Genomic DNA, 18,732 nt, shown 5'->3' with positions numbered 1-18,732 from the left:
AGGGTTCGAATCCCTCCGTTTCCGCCAAGAATCAAACCCCTGAGTGTTCGCATTCAGGGGTTTTTCTTTTGTGTGCTTTTATTCCGCAGATTGGCTCCTTCCTCAGGAGGATGGCCTGAGTCCGAAAAATCCATGCCTTCGCCGATGGGGTGTATCGGTGTTGAATGAAGCAGTCCCCGGCGTTGGATGAAAAAGAAGGCGCTTTGTACGGCAAGCTGGCTGATTCCTCCTGGAAAACGCGTATATTCAAACCCTGGAGATAACTCTAAATTCCGTCTCCAGGCTTTCAGCCAAGTGGTGTCGAGAGAGACTGCATGCATCGAAGATGGCATGCGGCGCCGAAGGAGCAACCGCCCCGGAAACTCTCAGGCAAAAGGATCGGTGCCACTCCATCATTCACTCTGAAGAATGTCCTGCGTCATCGTCCGCAGGCATACCGAAGGAGCAAGCGGCCGTCGCTCTGTTGCGGTGATTCGTGAATCTCTCAGGTCCAGAACAGAGGGGGCGTTCGGTGCGCATATTGCGTCCGGGCTCCACCCCTCGACGTTTCAGGACCTGATTCATCATGAAGACAATCGCCGTTATCGGTGGCGGTATTACGGGCGTGACCACCGCCTACGCACTGGCCAAACGTGGTTTTTCCGTTACCTTGTTCGAGAAGCAGCGCTACGCCGCGATGGAAACCTCATTTGCCAATGGGGGACAACTTTCCGCTTCCAACGCAGAAGTCTGGAACCACACGTCAACCGTTCTCAAGGGTCTGCAATGGATGCTCAAGAGTGATGCTCCGTTGCTGATCAATCCAAAGCCTAGTTGGCACAAGCTTTCGTGGCTCTGCGAGTTTCTGGCGGCCATTCCGCATTACCAGCGCAACACGGTTGAAACGGCGCGGCTGGCCATTGCGGCTCGGGAACACCTCTTTGCATGGGCTGCGGAAGAGGGCATCGATTTTGATCTGAAGCAAAAGGGAATTCTCCATATCTACCGCAACCAGGCGGGCTTCGAGCATGCGGGCAAGGTTTCCAGGCTGCTTGCGCAAGGCGGTCTCGAGCGGCGCGCGGTAACGCCGCAGGAAATGCGGGCCATCGAGCCGACCTTGTCCGGGTCCTTTTATGGGGGCTACTTCACCGAGAGCGACTCGACAGGTGATATTCACAAGTTCACAAGCGGCCTGGCTGCAGCCTGCTCTCGCATGGGCGTGAAGTGCCTGTACGGCCAGCAGGTGTTGTCTGTGGCTGCCAATGGCGGGCAGGCCAGCGTGACCGTGCAGCAGGCAGATGGCCCTGTTACCACGGCTTTTGACGGGATTGTCGTGTGCGCTGGCACGGCCAGTCGCGCGCTGGCGGCCTCATTGGGAGACCGGATCAACATCTACCCCGTCAAGGGCTATTCGATCACGGTCAATTTGCTGGATGAAGACAGCCAGGCCTCGGCTCCGCTGGTCAGTCTGTTGGATGACGAGACCAAGCTGGTCACCAGCCGATTGGGAGATGATCGTTTTCGTGTGGCTGGCACTGCAGAGTTCAATGGATACAACAAAGACATTCGCGCCGACCGGATTCGCCCGCTGATCGACTGGGTGCAGGCATGCTTTCCGGGTGTCAGCACCCGTAGTGTCGTGCCTTGGGCGGGACTGCGTCCGATGATGCCGAGCATGCTGCCGCGCGTAGGGCGAGGCAAGAAGCCCTGTGTCTTCTATAACACGGGCCATGGGCATCTGGGCTGGACCTTGTCTGCAGTCACTGCAACCATGATCGGGGATATCGTGCAGCAGACCCTGGACAAGGCACCCATTGTGTCCAGACCGGTGGCCCTGACCCAGGCTGGAATTTGATTTCAGTCTGCAAGGCTCTTGCCTGAAGGCCAGGAGGGCGCAGATTCTGTGCCCTCCCATGAGCAGGTCTTCTCGGCACTCTGGCACTGGCAATCGCTGCTGTGCCGCTGGCTTGGCGGCGTGTTTGTGCCATTCGGGGCGGGCGCCGTGTTTCTGGGTGGGAATGTGCGCCATGGGCAGGCGATGACGGGGTGCGCAGGCGCCAATGCAGGTTATGCTGCCGACCTGATATGACAACGGATACTTCGATTTCCATGGGCCGATCTTCCTCTGATCCAAGCGGCGGACTTGTCTTTCCCGCCAGTTGGCATGCCTTTTTGTGCGATGGTGCGGAGGTGGAGTTGCAGGCGATTGGTGAGTCGCGTGCGGATGTGTTCCGCATACGTCAGGCGGGCTCGACCGATCTTTTCATCAAGTCCGAAATGGCCGGTGCATTGAGTGAATTGCCTGCCGAGGTGGAGCGCTTGCGGTGGATGCGGAGTGTGGGGCTTCCATGTCCTGCCGTGCTGGATGCACTGCAGCACGATGGCCGGCATTGGCTCTTGATGAGTGCTGTAGCGGGGTGCGACCTCGCCAGTGCGACCGACCTAACGCCAACCCAGGTGACTTCCATTCTGGCGCAGGCGCTGCGTAGTTTGCATGCATTGCCTTGGGCCGATTGCCCTTTTGACCACCGGCCAGCCCAGCGCGTATGGGCAGCCAAGGCCCGGGTGGACGCAAAGGCCGTGGACGAGACAGATTTCGACGATGAACGGCGAGGCCTCACGGCGGAGCAGGTCTTTGCGCAATTGGTTGCGGCTCAGCCGCACACACTGGACCTGGTGGTGACGCACGGTGATGCCTGCTTGCCCAATCTGCTTGCAGATGGGGCGGTGTTCTCGGGGTTCATCGATTGCGGCCGGCTGGGTGTCAGTGATCGGTACCAGGATCTGGCGCTGGCGGCTCGCAGTGTTGCCAGAAATCTGGGCGATGAATGGGTAGCTCCGTTCTTTGATGCTTATGGCGTCAGCCCTGATACGGAGCGCATTCGCTTCTATCAACTGCTTGATGAGTTTTATTGACGAGAGGTCGTTGCCTGTTCTTCGTGCAGCGCACGTGCCAGTACGCTGAATACACGCTCATCCGTCGATTGCGCCACGTTGAAGCGCAGAAAATTGCCCGCGTTCTGGCTGGGGCTGAAGGCGTTGCCAGGCGCCAGCACAACCTGTTCCTGCAGGCAGCGGCGGGCCAGGGTCGCAGAGTCCACGCCATCGGGCAAACGGCACCAGATGAACATCCCTGCTCTGGGAATATGCCAGGGCTCAATCCCGAGTTGGGTCAGCCGCGAACGTGTGGCATGCATGGCTTGGGTCAGATGGGTGCGCAGGGCATCCATATGTTTGCGGTAGCCGCTGTCCGTCAATGCAATATGGGTGACATCGGCGGCCAGCCTGCCCCCTGCAAAGCTGGTGGCGATCTTCAGGTCAACCAGACTGTCTATCCAGTCGGGGCGCGCTGCCACAAAGCCGCAGCGCAGCGAGGCCGACAGGGTCTTGGAAAAGCTGCCGATGTGGATGACGCGGGCGAGGCCATCCAGCGCGGCAAGCCTTGGTGCCGGGTTGTCCTCGAAATCCGCAAAGATGTCATCCTCAATGATGATCAGGCCAGCGCGTTCGGCAAGCTTGAGCAGTCGGTGGGCGGTGACTGCTGACAGCGTCGCTCCGGTGGGATTGTGTATGCCGGAATTGGTGATGTAGAGGCGAGGGGTATGCGCTTGCAGTGCTGCCTCGAACTTCTCGATGTCCGGGCCCTGAGGCGTATAGGCCACGCCGACCACGTGTACGCGGTGGGCCTTGAGAAGGGCGTGAAAATTGAAGTAGCACGGGTCATCCACCAGCACGGTATCGCCGGGCTCCAGCAGGAAGCGGCAGATGAGGTCTATTGCCTGGGTACCCGATTCGGCGAGCATGATCTGCTGAGGTGGCGCTTCAATACCATGGGCCAGCATGCGTCTCGAAAGCAATTGGCGCAGCGGCAACTGGCCTTGGGGGGAGGCATATTCTGCGAGCTCCAAGGTGTCTGCCCGAGCCAGCGTGCGCAGGGCCCGCCGCATTCCGCTCTCGTAAAGCCAGTTGGGTGGCAGCCAGCCGCAACCCGGTCGCAGCATGGCATCGCCAGCTTCCAGTGTCTGGCGTGACACCCAGAGTGGATCGACGGCACGATCCAGCTTGGGGCCGATCTCGGTCAGTGCCAGAGGGGCGACCGGTCCTTCCACATAGAAGCCCGAGCCTGGACGAGAAGTGACGATGCCTTCTGCCATCAGCCGCTCATAGGCTTCGACCACGGTGGACACCGACATTCCCATGACCTGCGCCTGGGAGCGCACCGACGGCAGGCGTGTGCCCGGCACATAGATACGAGCTGCGATGCGCGATTGAATCTCGTGCATCACGGCATGGATTCGGGTGTTGTTGCGTGCCATATCACTGATCTGTACAGAAAATATACCAGTACAGTTTGCTTATATTGTGCTGTATTGTCCATGGAATCAACCCGCTTGCCAATGCTCTACTGGCTGTCTAGCAAGGAGTGTTGGATGGACAAGGTGACAAAGGGCTGGGTGAATGGCCTGATGGGTGTGGCGATTTTCGCAGGCTCTCTGCCCGCAACCCGGGTGGCGGTTGCAGCTTTCGATCCGATTTTCCTGACGGCTGCGCGGGCGACGATCGCGGGGGGGCTTGCGCTGGCTCTGCTGGTACTGTTGCGCCAACCCAGGCCGCGGAAGGCGGATCTGTTCTCTCTGATTCTGACGGCCATTGGTGGTGTGGTGGGTTTTCCGCTGTTGACGGCAATGGCATTGCAGCATGTCACCTCGGCGCACTCCATCGTCTTCGTCGGCTTGCTGCCGCTGAGTACTGCCGTCTTTGCGGTGCTGCGGGGAGGTGAGCGTCCTCGGCCCCTGTTTTGGCTGTTTTCGGTGCTCGGGGCTGTCATGGTGGCAGGGTATGCGGCGGTCAGCAGCGCCGCAGGCTCGTTGCACGGGGATCTGCTGATGCTTGCCGCCATTATTGTCTGCGGCCTTGGCTACGCTGAAGGCGCGCGGTTGTCGCGTTCCCTGGGCGGCTGGCAGGTCATCTGCTGGGCATTGGTGCTGTCCCTGCCGGTGATGCTGCCGCTGGCGTGGTTCAGCATGCCGCCTTCATTTGCCTCTGTGGGTATGCCCGCATGGCTGGGTCTGGCCTATGTTTCCGTGTTTTCCATGCTGATCGGCTTCGTCTTCTGGTATCACGGCCTAGCGCAGGGAGGTATTGCTGCAGTGGGCCAGTTGCAGTTGTTGCAGCCTTTCATGGGCTTGGGGCTTGCTGCAGTGCTGCTGCACGAGCAGGTGAGCTGGGCCATGCTGGCGGTAACCCTGGTCGCGGTCACATGTGTCGCGGGAGCCAAGAAGTACGCACGTTAGGCCTCCCTCTTTGCCATCTTGAAGGGCTGGTTCATCTTGTCATCTTCTGGAGCCATGAACCTGTATTAGAATTGTTCAGTGATGGCTGAACAATTTGAATGTAGAGGTGTTCTGGTGGATGAAGTGGCAGATGCAGGTGAAAAGGCGCGCGAACTGTTTATTGAGCGCAATGCGATCCAGGCAGAGCTTGGCGGATTGCCAAGGATCGCCGGTCGCCTTATCGGCATCTTTTTGCTGGATGGTGGCCCGATCAGTTTTTCCGATCTGGCAGAGCGTATGCAGGCCAGCCGGGCAAGCGTCAGTACCAATACGCGCTTGCTTGAGCGTCTGGGAATCATTGAGCGCGTGGCCTTGCGCGGAGAGCGCCAGGATTTCTTCAGTCTACGAGCCAATCCGTTTGCGCTGGCCATTGAGCAGAGCATTGAGCAATGCCAGCGATTCTCCGAGTATGTTGATGAACTGCTGGTCAGCGCCGAGCTGGGCGACGATGCGATTGAGCGGCTGCGTCAGGCGCAGTCTTTTCATGCGGTCACGGCCAAAACCTTGCAGGGTCTGTTGGCTACGCTGACACGCAACAATTGGGCGCATTCCAGAGACACGGTACCAGCGAAATCCGAAGCTGAAGGCGCGGGCCGAACAGCCCGCAAGCCCTCAAAAGAGCGGACGCAGCAGCTTTTCGATCCGGAGCCGACCGGGGCCCGGCCCTTGGCAGCAAGGCCTGCCAAGGCCAAGCCAACTGCAGGTCTGCAGGCCCGAACTCCGGCGCGCGGCAGAGCGCCACGCAAACCCTGAGTTTTCATGAAGAACGTCTTTTTTTGGTCGGCTCCAGCCTGGCTGCTGGCCCTGTCTGGATGCGCCTCGGTGCCCGATGCACCCAGGCCTTTTCCATTGATTGCCCAGCAGTACTCTGCCATGCCCGATGGTGTGGCACGCGATGGCGCAGCAGCGGCGCCGCAAGCGCTGGATACCTGGTGGACACTGTTTGACGAGCCCCTGCTGGATCGGCTGGTCGCGCAGGCCCTGCAAGCGAGCACCGAGGTGCGCATGAGCATGGCGCGTGTGCGTGAGGCGCGGGCACTGCGCGAGGCGGCACTGACACAATACCGCCCGCAGGGCGGATTGCGTGCCGGTGGGGAAAGGCGGGGCAGCCGCAATCTGGGACATCGGTCTTCCGCATTGGATATGCAGGGAGCTGGCGCGGGTGTGCAGAGCAGTGCCAACCTGGATTTGCTGGTGTCCTGGGAGCTGGATCTTTTTGGCCGGGGAGATGCATTGCAGCGCCAGGCAGACGGCGACTTTGGTTCAGCCATCTATGGCGCCTATGCAGAACGGGCAGCGTTGGTAGCGGAGGTTGCACGCACATGGTTCGAAGCCCAGCGCCTGACTGCTGCGCTGGCCGATGCCCAGGCCACGGTAGCCATACAGACGCGGTTGCAGGAGGTGCTCGCGCGCAAGGTGGAGCGCGGGCTGGCGCCGGTGTCCGAATCTGCTCGCGTGGATGCAGGCCTTTTATCGGCGCAAGCCAACGCCCTGGTGCTGCAGTCCCAGCTTGACGCAACGCGGCGCGCGTTATTGGTGCTGGTGGGCATGGGCGATGAACCGCTCGCCGCCCTGGACCTGGGCCATGAGCAGAGCCGGCCGCCGGCCTTGCCTCAGGCTATGCCGGCTGAGCTGTTGTCGCGCCGCCCTGATGTGCTGCAGGCGCGTGCGCAGATGCAGGCTGCTGCCGGTGGCCTGGATCTGGCGCGGCTGGCACTGTTGCCCAGTGTGACCCTCACGCCAGGCATCGGGCTGAACTGGCAAAAGCAAGGAGCATCGCTTGGCACTGGTTTCTGGTCGTTGGCAGGCAATGCGGTACTGCCTGTACTCGACAGGCCTCGCTTGCTGGCCAATGCACATGCTCAAGGCGCACGGGCCGAGCAGGCCGTGATTGCCTATGAACAAGTGGTGCAGCGGGCATTTTCCGAGGCAGACCAGGCCCTGCTGCGCATGGCGCCTGATGAGAGGCGAATTGCGGCACTGGAGCAGGCGCAGCAAAGGGCGCGGGCGGCCTATGAGGCAGCTGTCAAGGGCTATGGCGCTGGCTTTTTTGATCTGATCGTGGTGCTGGATTCGGAGCTTGTCTACCGAGAAGCCCGTGTGGCGCTGACCAATGCCCGGGCAGAAGCGCTCACACATGCCGTACAGGTATTTCAATCGTTGGGCGGTGGCTGGGTCAGGGGCGCAAAAGCGCAGGGGGCAGAAAGTAATGGCGAGGGAATCGATGGCTAAATGCGCTGGAAACTGGATGGCGTTGGGCGCCGTGGCTATGGCACTGGTGGTGCTGTCGGGTTGTTCGAGGAGCAGTGCCGACAAGACGACGCAGGCCGCTTCTGCCGAGGCCGTGCGCGCAGTCAGCATGGCGCGGGTCGAGCTGCGTGCGATGGGCGTGGCTCAGCAGGCGTCTGGCCTGCTGGTGGCACGCGAGGAGGTGGCTGTAGGGCCGGAGCTGAGCGGCTATCGGGTTGCGGCCTTGTTGGCTGACGAGGGGGATAGCGTGCGCGCTGGCCAGCCACTGGCAAGGCTCGATGACGGGTTGCTGCAGGCCAGGATCCGGCAGGCGGAGGCGAGTCTCATGCAGGCGCGCGCGCAGTCAAGGCAGGCGCAGGCAGAATCTGCGCGCGTCGATGGGCTGGATGGCCAAGGAGTGCTTTCCGACGAGCAGATCCAGCAGCGCCGCACGGCCGCTGCCAGCGCCAATGCGAACGCCGATGTGGCTGCTGCCAATCTGGCCGGCCTCAAGGTAGAGGCTGAGCGCATGACCTTGCGCGCGCCGGTTGCGGGCGTGGTATTGCAGCGCAATGTGCGCCGGGGCGATGTGGCGAGCCCGGGAGGGGAGGCCATGTTTCGCCTGGCGCGCGACGGCATGGTGGAGCTGGCCGCCGAGGTGCCGGAAGACCAGGTGGACCGGGTGCACCCGGGTGACAAGGTAGAGGTGACGCTGTCCTCGGGCATTACCTTGCCGGGTACAGTGCGCCTGCTGTCGCGCAGGGTGGACGAAAAGACCAAGCTGGCCCAAGTGCGGATAGGCCTGCCAGTACGTACCGATCTGCGCCCGGGCGGCTTTGCGCGCGCCGACTTTCAGCATGCAGCCGAGCCTGTGGCTGCTGTGCCGGAAAAAGCCATTCATTTCGAGGCAGGGGGGCCCCAACTGGCCACCATCGATGGCGATGACCGTATTCGCAAGCTGCCGGTGACTCTGGGGGCGCGATCACAGGGCTGGGTCGTGTTGCGTGATGGCCCGCCCGTGGGGACGCGCCTGGCCTTGGGGGGCGGTGCCTTTGTGCTGGATGGCGACAGGGTTCAGGTCAAGCAGCAGGCCATGGCCGAAGCTGCTGCGCCTGCATCCGGCGTGAATCCTGCGGCCACCGCTGCAAGTGGTGGAGGTCAGTAATGAAGATGCGAATATCCGCCTGGTCCATACAGAACCCCATCCCGGTGGTGGTGCTGTTCCTGGCCATCATGGTGGCTGGCCTTCTGGCCTATCGGGCGATGCCGATCAAGCTGTACCCGGATGTCTCGTTTCCGATCGTACAGGTGGCCGTGGCCTTGCCCAGCGCTGCGGCCACCGAGGTTGAAACCCAGGTGACCCGGGTGGTGGAGGACGGCGTTGCCAATGTCGCCAGGGTCAAGCATGTGATCTCGACAGTGACCCAGGGCATGTCCGTGACCTTTGTGGAGTTCGAGATTGGCCTGGATCCGCAGCGTGCGGTGGATGAGGTGCGTGCTGCCATTGACCGGGTGCGGGCCAACCTGCCGGCCAGCATCGAGCCGCCCATTGTCGAGCGCCTGGATTTCGATGCCATGCCACTGTTGACTTATGCGGTGTCGGCGCAGGGCATGGATGATGTGGAGCTGAACTGGTTCATCGAAGACGTGGTGGCGCGCAGGCTGGTGGCGCTTGGTGGCGTGGGGCAGGTCACACAGGTGGGCGGCGTGGGCCGCGACATCACGGTGACACTGGATCCGGCAAGGCTGCAGGCGCTGGGGCTGACTGCAGTCGCAGTCAATGATGCGCTGCGCTCCCACAATCTGGATGCGTCGGGCGGCCGTGCGCAGATTGGCGCGCAGGAGCAGCAGGTGCGTGTGCTGGCTGCAGCGCCCTCTGTGGAGTCTTTGGCAGAGCTGGTGATTGCAACCCGTGATGGCCGTCACCTGCGTTTGAGCGACGTTGCCACCGTGGCCAGTGGCGCCAGCGACCGCCGCGGCTTTGCCGTGCTGAATGGCGAGGCAGTGGTCGGCTTTCAGGTGATGAAGACCAAGGCTGCCTCCGACGTGAATGTGGAATCGGCTGTGGCGCAGGCCGTGGCCAAGCTGGCCAAGGAATATCCCGGCGTGACGTTTCAACTGGTCTCGTCGGGCGCCAAGAATACGCGCGATAGCTTTGATGCTACGGTCTACACCTTGCTCGAAGGCATGCTGCTGGCTGCGGTGGTGGTGTTCATGTTTCTGCGCGACTGGCGTGCCACGGTCATTGCCGCTGTGGCGATGCCGATATCGCTGATTCCCACCTTTGCCGTGATCCACGCCCTGGGCTATTCGCTCAATATGCTGTCGCTGCTGGCTTTGACGCTGGTGATTGGTGTGCTGGTCGATGATGCAATCGTCGAGGTGGAGAACATCCAAAAGCGCGTGCAGGCCGGTGCTTCACCATGGCGAGCGTCGATGGAGGGCGCCGATGCAATTGGATTGGCCGTAGTCGCCACTACCTTGGCGATTGCAGTGGTGTTTCTGCCGGTTGCCTTCATGGGCGGCTACGCGGGGCCTTATTTCCGCGAATTCGGTGTGACGGTGGCTGTATCGGTTCTGTTCTCCTTGCTGGTGGCGCGCCTGCTGTCGCCCCTGATGTGTGCCTATCTGCTCAAGCCTTCGGCGCAGCCCGAGGCGCACAAGCCATTTGCCGGGTGGTACCGCCGCCTGCTGGAGTGGACCTTGGCGCACCGCTGGATCTCATTGGGTGCGGGCGTCCTGATTTTTGTGGGATCACTGCTGCTGGCGAGTCTGCTGCCCACCGGCTTTGCTCCCAAGGGTGACAGTGGAACGGTGCAGATCAGCATGCAGGGCGCACCCGGCTCCACCACGCAGGACATGCGGGTTGCTGCGGCAACCTTGACGCGCCTGCTGCGGGAGCAGGGCGATGTCCGGGATGTATTCGTCAGCGTGGGCAGCAGCCAGCGCGATGGCGATCCACGCAAGGGTGCGGTGATTGTCCAGCTCAAGAGCCAGCGGTCCATGACCACCAAGGCCTTTCAGGACCATATACGCCCCCTGCTGCTGCGTGTACCGGATGTTCGGCTGAGCTACAGCGAAAGCGAGGGAGGGGGAACGCAGACCCTGCAGGTGATCCTGGGAGGCCATGACGGCGCGCTGCTGCGGCGCACGGCCAGCGATGCCGAGCGTGAATTGCGCAGCCTGCCGATGCTCGAGAACGTGCACCAGGTGGCGCCGAACCCTGGCCCGGAACTGGTGATTCGCCTCAAGCCCGACGAAGCCGCTCGCCTGGGCGTGACACCGGATGTGGTGGCCGAGGTGGCGCGCATGGCCAGCGTGGGCGATCTCGATGCTACCGCCTCGAAGTTCAATACCGGGCGCCAGCGCCTGTCGGTGCGTGTGCGCCTGCCGCAAGGGGCGTTGCAGGATGTGGGCAGCATTGGTGCCCTGCGCGTGCCAACTACCGGTGGCGGTACGGTTCCGCTGTCTGCGGTGGCCGATATGCATTTTCAGGTGGGCGAATCGCACATTGACCGCTTTGACCGGGAGCGCCGCATCACGCTGGAGGCGGAGGTCAATGGGGCGTCGTTCGGCCAGGCCAATGCCGCAGTAGAGGCCTTGCCGTTCCTGAAGAACCTGCCTGCCGGGGTTTCGAGGCCGTTGTATGGCGATGCCGAAGGCATGCAGGAGCTGTTTGCCAGTTTTGGGCTGGCGATCATGGCTGGAATCGGTTTGATCTTTGGCGTGCTGATTCTGCTGTTTCGCAGCTTCATCAAGCCAGTGATCATTCTGGCGGCATTGCCTCTGTCGCTGGCTGGCGCTTTTCTGGCCCTGCTGGCCACGGGAGGTGAGTTGAACCTGCCGGTGCTGATCGGTCTGCTGATGCTGATGGGGCTGGCTGCCAAGAACTCCATCTTGCTGGTGGAGCATGCCGTGGAGGCCGAGCGTATGGGAAAGAGCCAGACGGAGGCCTTGCTGGAGGCGGCACATGAGCGCACGCGACCCATCGTCATGACGACGATCGCCATGGCCATGGGCATGCTGCCCACAGCCCTGGGTGTCAGCAGTGGCTCGGAGTTCCGCCAGCCTCTGGCTATCGCGGTGATTGGTGGGCTGGTTTCGTCGACGGCGCTGTCGCTGATTCTGGTGCCGGTGGTGTATGCGGTGATGGACGATCTGGAAAACTGGCTGAAGCCACGGCTTGCCAGACTGGTGACTGTGCCGTCGGCACAGGATCAACGCGATTTGCTGCAGACGGGCGATCCGCTTTCTCCACAATGAGGAATGCCATGACTTCGTCATCCCCCTTCATGGCGGTCGCACGGCCCGAGGACGCTGCCGAGTGTTTGCGCCTGCGAGGGCTGACGCGCGAGAACGCTTTCACCGAGGCAGACCTGCAGAGGCTGGGTATTACCGGGCAGACCTGGGCGGATGGCATTCGCTCCGGCCTGCTGCCGGGCTGGATTGCCTGGGCGCAGGGGCGCATGGCAGGCTACTGTTTTGGCAATGCCGAAAGCGGCGAGATTATGGTGCTGGCCCTGTTGCCTCAGTATGAAGGCAGGGGCTGGGGGCGAGAACTGCTGGGGCGCACGGTCAATACCTTGCATGGCTTGGGCTGGCGCCGCCTGTTTCTGGCCTGCTCCAGCGATCCAGCCGTGCGCTCATACGGTTTTTACCGCCATCTGGGTTGGGTCCATACCGGTGAATGCGACGATGCGGGTGATCATGTCCTGGAGCTGTTGTCCACCAATGCCACGTAGTGCTCAATAGGTTGGATGGGCTGGGTTTTTGCCCTGCTCCTGCAGCACGTCGACAGGATGCTGTCCTGGCTTCAGGGGGCTTGGGTCGGTTTGGGGTGTTGACGTAAATTAATGTTGCAGTTGGGCCGGATGCCCGGCATATCTTTTTCCGCTCACTACAATCGATGCGTTCGCCATGGATTCTGTCTGCCGCTGTTGGGCAAGGATTGCGGTCGTATTGCTGCCACATCTGGTCGGATGTGCGCCTTCACCTCTACAATGCGGTGTAACTGGTTCAATTACATGAAGATACTGCTTTGTAACGATGATGGATATCAGGCGCCCGGCATCGTGGCGCTGCATGATGCGTTGAAGGCGGTAGCTGATGTGGAAGTGGTTGCTCCGGAGCACAATAACAGCGCCAAATCCAATGCACTGACGCTGAATGCGCCTTTGTATGTGCACCAGGCCGCCAATGGGTTTCGCTATGTCAATGGCACGCCTGCCGATTGCGTGCACATTGCGCTGACCGGCTTGCTGGGCTACCGGCCCGATCTGGTCGTCTCCGGCATCAACAACGGTGCAAACATGGGTGACGACACGATCTACTCTGGCACGGTGGGCGCTGCCATGGAGGGGTACCTGTTCGGCATCCCTGCCATGGCGTTCTCGCAGATCGAGAAAGGCTGGGGTGAGTTGGAATCTGCGGCACAAAAAGCCGCGCAACTGATCCAGCAGTTTGACAGGGCACGTCTGGTGACGGACAAGCCATGGCTGTTGAATATCAACATTCCCAATTTACCCCTCGCGCAAATCAAACCTGTCAAGCTGTGCCGGCTGGGGCGCCGGCATGCTGCGGAAAAGGTCATCACCCAGATCAGCCCCAGGGGTGAAACGATGTACTGGATCGGCAACGCCGGATCGGTGCTCGATGATGCCGAAGGCACCGATTTCCATGCCACGGCTGCAGGGCATGTCTCGATCACCCCGCTGAAGGTGGACCTGACCGACCACCAAAATCTTGTGTACTGGTCGCAAACGGCGACTGCCTTGCGCAGCGCAGATGCCGAGGTGGCTGGGTGAGTTTGCGCAAACCAGGATTTCCCGCGCGTGGCGCCATGCCTGCCACCACCAAGGTGCAGTCGAATGTGCACCGTGAATGGATGCGATTGCCTGCAGACCTGGCACCGGTGCCCATGGCAGTGCGCGAAACCCTGGGCGTAGAGACGGTAGACTTCACCTCGGCGCGCTTGCGCATGGTGCAGAGGCTGGCAGCCTCGGGTATTGAACACACGCGTGTGCTCAAGGCGATGAATTCGGTCCTGCGTCACCAGTTTGTGGACAGCGCCTTGACGGTGCAGGCCTACCAGGATACAAGCCTGCCGATCGGCCTGGGCCAGACCATCTCTAAGCCCAGCATTGTTGCACGCATGTGCGAGTTGCTGGCGCAGTCGGCGGCAGCGCAATCGGGCCTTGGGCGTGTGCTGGAGATCGGAACCGGCTGCGGTTACCAGGCTGCCGTGCTCAGCCTGATTGCCAAAGAGGTGTATACCATTGAGCGCTTGCGTGCGTTGCATGAAAAGGCTCGGGTCAATTTGCGCCCGTTGCGTCTTGCCAATGTGCACCTGATCCTGGGTGACGGCATGCTTGGTTTTGCCAGTGGCGCGCCGTACGCGGGCATTATCTCGGCCGCTGGTGGTGAGGAACTGCCGCAGGCATGGTGTGATCAATTGGCTGAGGGTGGCCGCCTGGTGGCGCCGATTCTGGGCGTTGGCGGACAACAGGTTTTGCTCGTGGTGGATCGTACTGCTGATGGATTTCAGCGCACGGTGCTGGAGCATGTTCATTTCGTACCCCTAAAATCGGGGCTAGGTTAATAAGGATAGGTATGTTGGATTCACGTGGTCTTTTGACGTGGGGAACCAGTCTGGTGGCAGCGGCAGTGCTGGCAGGTTGTGGAAGCACATCGCTGAACAAGGCTCCGGTCGAAGACCGGGGATCGTCTGCTGGCCGCCCATCGGCAACCACCAGTGCTACTGGCGCTGCCAAGGTGGATCCGGCAACGCTGCCGGGCGCGGAAAATGCAGGCAAGCCGGGTTACTACACAGTCAAGCCTGGTGAGACCTTGATGCGCATCGCCATGGAGCATGGCCAGAGCTGGAAAGACGTCGCTCGCTGGAGCAATCTGGAAAACCCCAATGTGATCGAAGTGGGGCAGGTGCTGCGTGTGGTGCCTCCAACCTCGTCCGCCGCCGTGACACAGCCTGCCCCTGCGGCCCCCGCTGTCACTGGCAGTGCGTCTACCGCCGCTGCGACACCGGCGCCTGTGCCTTCTCCAGCCCCTGCGGCGGCGGAAGCGCCTGCAGCGGCAGACAACAATGTGGGCTTCATCTGGCCATCGTCGGGTACGGTCATCGCCGGTTTTGACGATTCGCGCAACAAGGGCCTGGATATTGGCGGCAAGGCGGGTGATCCGGTGGTGGCGGCGGCTGATGGTCGCGTCATCTATGCGGGTGCTGGCCTGCGAGGCTACGGCAACTTGATTTTGATCAAGCACAACAACACCTACCTGACGGCCTATGCGCACAACCAGACCTTGCTGGTCAAGGATGATCAGGTCGTGCGCAAGGGGCAGAAGATCGCGGAAATGGGCAGTTCCGATGCAGATCGCGTCAAGCTGCACTTTGAGGTGCGTCGCCAAGGCAAGCCAGTGGACCCATCTCGCTATCTGCCTTCCCGCTGATGCCAGATAAGACCCAAGGGCCGACGCTGCCGATTCAAGCCGGCAGCGTCGGCTTTGTTCATGGCCGCCAGGATTCGTTGCCCGATGGCGACGATGCAGGCGAGGATACGGCTGCCGACATTGTCATCAGCGAATGGGAGAGCCGCGCCATCACCGCAGACATGGCCGACCATGGGCTGCGCCTGGACAAGGCGCTAGCCAGGTGGGTGCCAGAGTTTTCACGCAGCTATCTGCAGGCCCTGCTTGAGCAGGGGGCGGTGCTGGTCAATGGAAAAGCGGGCGCCAAGGCGAGCGCCAAGGTCAAGGCGGGGGATGCGGTAGCTGTCGAGTTGCGGCCGACGCAGCAGAGCCAGGCCTTTTTGCCGCAGGATATTCCGCTGGACGTGGTGTATGAGGATGCCCATCTGTGCATCATCAACAAGCCAGCCGGCATGGTGGTGCACCCCGCGCCAGGTAACTGGAGTGGTACCTTGCTCAATGCGCTGCTGGCACGCGATGCCAAGGCGGCCCAGTTGCCGCGTGCAGGCATCGTGCACCGGCTGGACAAGGACACCAGTGGCTTGATGGTGGTGGCCCGTGAGCGCCAAACCATGGATGCCCTGGTCAAATTGATTGCAGCGCGCGACGTGCATCGCAATTATGTGGCGTTGGCGCACAAGCCATGGAGTGGTACTGCGACTAAAACAGTAGCGCTTCCAATTGGACGAGACCCCCGCAATCGCCTGCGCATGGCTGTGGTGGATCTGTCGCAGCACCCGGGAAAGGCTGCCAGGACGGATTTTCGGCTGCTGGCCAACGCGGGCGAAGGCTGTCTGGTGTACTGCAGCCTGCACACGGGCCGTACGCACCAGATTCGTGTGCATATGGCATCGCTTGGCCATCCACTGCTGGCCGATGCGCTGTATGGCGGCTCCATGGCGGCAGGTCTGGAGCGTCAAGGCTTGCACGCCTTGCGCCTGGCTTTTGTGCATCCGGTCACGGGTCAGGACATGTCGTGGTTTGCTTTACCGCCCCAGGATATGGTGCAAGCCATGGAAAATTGGGATATTCGGTATAATTTGCAGGAACTGGCCTGAGTGCCAACGGTGCAGGGCGCTTATTCCCTCGCCCGTGATCTTGATGCCGCGCGACAGAAATGCGGCTTTCTTTGACTTGCAATCCTTTCTTTTGAGCCGTCGCCATTCATAGCGCGAACGTGTTTACAGGGATTCTTCGCATGCAGACTTTGGAAGCGAAACGGGTGTTGGAGACTGCGCTGATCTGCGCGCCCCAGCCAATTACCGTGCGTGAATTGCGCAGCTTGTTTGCGGACGAGTTGGGCACGGATACCTTGAAAGTGCTGTTGCAGGAATTGCAGCTGGACTGGACGCATCGGGGGGTGGAGTTGGTGCAGGTTGCCTCCGGGTGGCGTTTTCAAAGCCGACCGGAGATGCGCGAATTCCTGGACCGGTTGCACCCCGAGAAGCCACCCAAGTACACAAGGGCGACCTTGGAGACGCTGGCGATCATTGCGTATCGCCAGCCTGTCACGCGGGGCGATATCGAGGACATTCGTGGTGTAACGGTCAACAGCTTGATCATCAAGCAGCTCGAAGATCGTGGCTGGGTGGAGGTGATTGGGTATCGCGAAACCGTGGGCCGCCCAGCATTGCTGGCAACCACACGGCAGTTTTTGGACGATCTGGGGTTGCAATCGTTGGATCAACTGCCTGCGCTGGATGACAGCAATCAGCAGGCGACGATATTTGAAAGCCTGCCGCTGGATGAACAGCCGGTATCGGCTGGCACTGACGCTGGTGAGGTGGCCGAACAAGTGGCGCAGCCTGCGGGTGGTGGTGCTGTCGAGCCGGATGAAGAATTTGTTCTGGTTGGTGAGTCTGGGGTGGAGGTGCAGCCTGTACCCCTTGAAGACGGGGGGCAGGATCCGACCCTGGAGCCCTTGGCCAGCCATGGGGTTGATGGGCCTGGTGAAGTCGATGAACCGGCTTCAGCCGTGGCTCTTGAGGACAGTGAAGACGAGGCGCATGTGGATTTGCTGCCAGGCAATGATGTGCGCGAGACGGGTGCAGAGCCCCAACGAAATGATGACGCCGCTGCTGATGGTGGCAATGAGAAGCAGAAAAATGATGAGTGAAAACGGCGATTTGAATTCGCAATCCGGTGAAGAGGGCATGTCGGCAGAGCCGGTCAAGCCCAAACGCCGTGCGCCGCGCAAGCCTGCTGCACCTGAGCCTGCGGCTCAGTTGAGTGCTGCCGATATGGCTGAAGGCGAGGGGGCGCAGATTGCGCCCGAGCGGCAGGAGGCTGCAGGTGGGATGTCTGGTGATGGCGCCACGCGTGTCCGCCGTGAAGGTGAACAGCGGGTAAGCCGTTATCCGGCGCGTGCGCGACGCTTCCGTGAGCGGGATGGGCAGCCGCGTACAGAAGCCGGTGGAATGCAGGCGCAGGCGGAAGGGCGCGCAGATGCTGCGCTCCCGGCAGCGTCTGTGCGCAATGTTGATGCCACCCGTGAGACCGGCTATGCTTTTGAGGATGTGGTTGCCGGTGCCCTGGAGGCCGCCGAGGCCTCGGATGCGAACCTGCCGCCCAAGCGCGTGCTGCAGCCGCATGTGGAGACGCCCAAGCTGCACAAGCTGTTGGCGCAGGCTGGAATGGGGTCGCGCCTGGAGATGGAGCGGCTGATTCTTGAGGGCCGTATCTCGGTCAACAATGAGCCGGCACACGTTGGTCAGCGCATTCAATACAGCGACAAGATTCGCGTCAACGGCAAGCTGATCAATTTCCGCATCGATCCGCCGCCCGCCCGCGTGCTTGCCTACCACAAGCCCGTGGGTGAAGTGGTGACGCATGACGATCCTCAAAACCGTCCGACGGTGTTTCGCAAGTTGCCCAGGCTGATGCATGGCAAGTGGCAGTCGATCGGTCGCCTGGATTTGAATACCGAAGGCCTGCTGCTGTTTACCAGCTCCGGAGAACTGGCCAACAGCCTGATGCACCCCCGTTTTGGTCTGGAGCGCGAGTACGCCGTGCGTGTGCTGGGGGCGCTGACTGCCGAAGAAAAGCAGCAACTGCTGGCGGGCGTGAATCTGGAAGACGGCATGGCCAGCTTTGGCTCGATTGACGATGGTGGCGGTGAGGGTGCCAACCAGTGGTACCGCGTCACCATCTCCGAAGGCCGCAACCGCGAAGTGCGCCGCATGTTCGAAGCCGTCGGCCATGCAGTCAGCCGGCTGATCCGTATCCGCTACGGGGCCATGGTGCTGCCGCGCGGGCTCAAGCGCGGTAACTGGGTGGAGCTTGACCAGCGGGATATCCAGGCATTGACTGCCGCCGCTGGCGCGCCTGTGCGCCAGTCGCGCAGCAATGCCCAGGACAATCGTGGCCGTGGTCGCAATGACAACCGTCCTCAGCAAAACGGTCCACGTCCCTCGACAGGGCCTGCCAAGAATACCCGCGGTGGTGGCTTGCGCCGTGCGCCGGAAAAACGCAGCAGCCAGCCCGATCCGATGAAGACCTCGCTTGGCTACATTGGCCACGACAGTTTGACGCGTCAGCGCAAAAATGGCGGCTTCAAGCGGGGTGGAAGGTCGTAGTCACGCTACTGACTTCCCGGACACCGTACAATCAAAGGTTTGCTTTTACGGCAAAAATCAACCAACAGGAAAATTCAACATGGCAATCGAACGTACCCTCTCGATCATCAAGCCCGATGCAGTGGCTAAGAATG

Annotated in this window: 17 protein-coding genes and 2 riboswitches; of the genes, 15 read left to right on the top strand and 2 right to left on the bottom strand. The window is 61.3% G+C overall.

Annotated features, from left to right (window positions below):
• Positions 1-53 precede the first annotated feature (53 nt).
• Positions 54-332, bottom strand: a complete 279-nt coding sequence (locus ACH2DG_RS19735; RefSeq protein ID WP_395028224.1) for a hypothetical protein — start codon at positions 330-332, stop codon at positions 54-56.
• Positions 292-391, top strand: a riboswitch (glycine riboswitch). It overlaps the preceding gene by 41 nt.
• A riboswitch (glycine riboswitch) is annotated at positions 392-509 on the top strand.
• A gap of 56 nt (positions 510-565) precedes the next feature.
• Between ACH2DG_RS19735 and ACH2DG_RS19730 the strand changes: the two genes are divergently transcribed.
• From ACH2DG_RS19730 to ACH2DG_RS19720, 3 genes are read left to right on the top strand one after another with little or no spacing between them, the layout of a single operon-like run.
• Positions 566-1,834 carry a D-amino acid dehydrogenase gene (locus tag ACH2DG_RS19730; protein WP_395028223.1) on the top strand — a complete coding sequence of 423 codons (1,269 nt, stop codon included), beginning with the start codon at positions 566-568 and terminating at the stop codon, positions 1,832-1,834.
• Positions 1,835-1,882: 48 nt separating this feature from the next.
• Positions 1,883-2,068 carry a hypothetical protein gene (locus tag ACH2DG_RS19725; protein WP_395028221.1) on the top strand — a complete coding sequence of 62 codons (186 nt, stop codon included), beginning with the start codon at positions 1,883-1,885 and terminating at the stop codon, positions 2,066-2,068.
• A gap of 20 nt (positions 2,069-2,088) precedes the next feature.
• A complete protein-coding gene (locus tag ACH2DG_RS19720; RefSeq protein ID WP_395028220.1) occupies positions 2,089-2,895 on the top strand; it encodes an APH(3') family aminoglycoside O-phosphotransferase in 807 nt (268 codons plus the stop codon).
• Here the strand turns inward: ACH2DG_RS19720 and ACH2DG_RS19715 are convergent.
• Positions 2,889-4,295 (bottom strand): PLP-dependent aminotransferase family protein, encoded by a 1,407-nt coding sequence (locus ACH2DG_RS19715; protein ID WP_395028218.1) that lies wholly within the window; start codon positions 4,293-4,295, stop codon positions 2,889-2,891. The genes ACH2DG_RS19720 and ACH2DG_RS19715 overlap by 7 nt on opposite strands.
• A 114-nt stretch (positions 4,296-4,409) precedes the next feature.
• Between ACH2DG_RS19715 and ACH2DG_RS19710 the strand changes: the two genes are divergently transcribed.
• The 12 genes from ACH2DG_RS19710 to ACH2DG_RS19655 all read left to right on the top strand — a co-directional run bounded on the left by ACH2DG_RS19710 (position 4,410) and on the right by ACH2DG_RS19655 (position 18,598).
• Positions 4,410-5,273: a DMT family transporter gene (locus tag ACH2DG_RS19710; RefSeq protein ID WP_395028225.1), complete on the top strand. Its 864-nt coding sequence runs from the start codon at positions 4,410-4,412 to the stop codon at positions 5,271-5,273.
• A gap of 81 nt (positions 5,274-5,354) precedes the next feature.
• Positions 5,355-6,065, top strand: a complete 711-nt coding sequence (locus ACH2DG_RS19705; protein WP_395028217.1) for a GbsR/MarR family transcriptional regulator — start codon at positions 5,355-5,357, stop codon at positions 6,063-6,065.
• Between the two features lie 6 nt (positions 6,066-6,071).
• Positions 6,072-7,544, top strand: coding sequence for an efflux transporter outer membrane subunit (locus ACH2DG_RS19700; RefSeq protein WP_395028216.1), 1,473 nt, complete (start codon positions 6,072-6,074; stop codon positions 7,542-7,544).
• Between the two features lie 16 nt (positions 7,545-7,560).
• Positions 7,561-8,706 (top strand): efflux RND transporter periplasmic adaptor subunit, encoded by a 1,146-nt coding sequence (locus ACH2DG_RS19695; protein WP_395028215.1) that lies wholly within the window; start codon positions 7,561-7,563, stop codon positions 8,704-8,706.
• Positions 8,706-11,804 (top strand): efflux RND transporter permease subunit, encoded by a 3,099-nt coding sequence (locus tag ACH2DG_RS19690; protein ID WP_395028213.1) that lies wholly within the window; start codon positions 8,706-8,708, stop codon positions 11,802-11,804. The genes ACH2DG_RS19695 and ACH2DG_RS19690 overlap by 1 nt, the downstream gene beginning before the upstream one ends.
• 8 nt (positions 11,805-11,812) lie before the next feature.
• Positions 11,813-12,283, top strand: coding sequence for a GNAT family N-acetyltransferase (locus ACH2DG_RS19685; protein WP_395028211.1), 471 nt, complete (start codon positions 11,813-11,815; stop codon positions 12,281-12,283).
• A gap of 282 nt (positions 12,284-12,565) precedes the next feature.
• Positions 12,566-13,345: a 5'/3'-nucleotidase SurE gene (surE, locus tag ACH2DG_RS19680; RefSeq protein ID WP_395028209.1), complete on the top strand. Its 780-nt coding sequence runs from the start codon at positions 12,566-12,568 to the stop codon at positions 13,343-13,345.
• Positions 13,346-13,380: 35 nt separating this feature from the next.
• Entirely contained in the window at positions 13,381-14,139 is a 759-nt protein-coding gene (locus tag ACH2DG_RS19675; protein WP_395028207.1) for a protein-L-isoaspartate(D-aspartate) O-methyltransferase, read from the top strand.
• An 11-nt stretch (positions 14,140-14,150) separates the two neighbouring features.
• Positions 14,151-15,005 (top strand): peptidoglycan DD-metalloendopeptidase family protein, encoded by an 855-nt coding sequence (locus tag ACH2DG_RS19670; RefSeq protein ID WP_395028206.1) that lies wholly within the window; start codon positions 14,151-14,153, stop codon positions 15,003-15,005.
• Positions 15,005-16,081, top strand: a complete 1,077-nt coding sequence (locus ACH2DG_RS19665; protein ID WP_395028205.1) for an RluA family pseudouridine synthase — start codon at positions 15,005-15,007, stop codon at positions 16,079-16,081. Before ACH2DG_RS19670 ends, ACH2DG_RS19665 begins: the two co-directional genes overlap by 1 nt.
• Positions 16,082-16,221: 140 nt before the next feature.
• A complete protein-coding gene (gene scpB / locus ACH2DG_RS19660) occupies positions 16,222-17,139 on the top strand; it encodes an SMC-Scp complex subunit ScpB (RefSeq protein ID WP_395028204.1) in 918 nt (305 codons plus the stop codon).
• On the top strand, positions 17,129-18,598 hold the full coding sequence (locus ACH2DG_RS19655) for a pseudouridine synthase (protein ID WP_395028203.1): 1,470 nt from the start codon (positions 17,129-17,131) through the stop codon (positions 18,596-18,598). The genes scpB and ACH2DG_RS19655 overlap by 11 nt, the downstream gene beginning before the upstream one ends.
• Positions 18,599-18,732 lie beyond the last annotated feature (134 nt).

It is taken from the genome of Comamonas odontotermitis, from assembly GCF_040396735.1.
Taxonomy (GTDB): Bacteria; Pseudomonadota; Gammaproteobacteria; order Burkholderiales; family Burkholderiaceae_C; genus Comamonas; species Comamonas odontotermitis_C.
Note: the sequence above shows the minus strand (reverse complement) of the source record. Positions and strands in the feature narration are given on the sequence as shown.

What these genes read in the sequence shown, in the direction of transcription:
- ACH2DG_RS19675 (WP_395028207.1), top strand. Translation starts at nt 13,381, where the DNA reads ATGCCTGCCACCACCAAGGTGCAGTCGAATGTGCACCGTGAATGGATG.
- ACH2DG_RS19715 (WP_395028218.1), bottom strand. Translation starts at nt 4,295, where the DNA reads ATGGCACGCAACAACACCCGAATCCATGCCGTGATGCACGAGATTCAA.
- scpB (WP_395028204.1), top strand. Translation starts at nt 16,222, where the DNA reads ATGCAGACTTTGGAAGCGAAACGGGTGTTGGAGACTGCGCTGATCTGC.
- ACH2DG_RS19670 (WP_395028206.1), top strand. Translation starts at nt 14,151, where the DNA reads ATGTTGGATTCACGTGGTCTTTTGACGTGGGGAACCAGTCTGGTGGCA.
- ACH2DG_RS19705 (WP_395028217.1), top strand. Translation starts at nt 5,355, where the DNA reads ATGGCTGAACAATTTGAATGTAGAGGTGTTCTGGTGGATGAAGTGGCA.
- ACH2DG_RS19730 (WP_395028223.1), top strand. Translation starts at nt 566, where the DNA reads ATGAAGACAATCGCCGTTATCGGTGGCGGTATTACGGGCGTGACCACC.
- ACH2DG_RS19700 (WP_395028216.1), top strand. Translation starts at nt 6,072, where the DNA reads ATGAAGAACGTCTTTTTTTGGTCGGCTCCAGCCTGGCTGCTGGCCCTG.
- ACH2DG_RS19665 (WP_395028205.1), top strand. Translation starts at nt 15,005, where the DNA reads ATGCCAGATAAGACCCAAGGGCCGACGCTGCCGATTCAAGCCGGCAGC.
- ACH2DG_RS19735 (WP_395028224.1), bottom strand. Translation starts at nt 332, where the DNA reads ATGCCATCTTCGATGCATGCAGTCTCTCTCGACACCACTTGGCTGAAA.
- ACH2DG_RS19655 (WP_395028203.1), top strand. Translation starts at nt 17,129, where the DNA reads ATGATGAGTGAAAACGGCGATTTGAATTCGCAATCCGGTGAAGAGGGC.
- ACH2DG_RS19695 (WP_395028215.1), top strand. Translation starts at nt 7,561, where the DNA reads ATGGCGTTGGGCGCCGTGGCTATGGCACTGGTGGTGCTGTCGGGTTGT.
- surE (WP_395028209.1), top strand. Translation starts at nt 12,566, where the DNA reads ATGAAGATACTGCTTTGTAACGATGATGGATATCAGGCGCCCGGCATC.
- ACH2DG_RS19710 (WP_395028225.1), top strand. Translation starts at nt 4,410, where the DNA reads ATGGACAAGGTGACAAAGGGCTGGGTGAATGGCCTGATGGGTGTGGCG.
- ACH2DG_RS19720 (WP_395028220.1), top strand. Translation starts at nt 2,089, where the DNA reads ATGGGCCGATCTTCCTCTGATCCAAGCGGCGGACTTGTCTTTCCCGCC.
- ACH2DG_RS19690 (WP_395028213.1), top strand. Translation starts at nt 8,706, where the DNA reads ATGAAGATGCGAATATCCGCCTGGTCCATACAGAACCCCATCCCGGTG.
- ACH2DG_RS19685 (WP_395028211.1), top strand. Translation starts at nt 11,813, where the DNA reads ATGACTTCGTCATCCCCCTTCATGGCGGTCGCACGGCCCGAGGACGCT.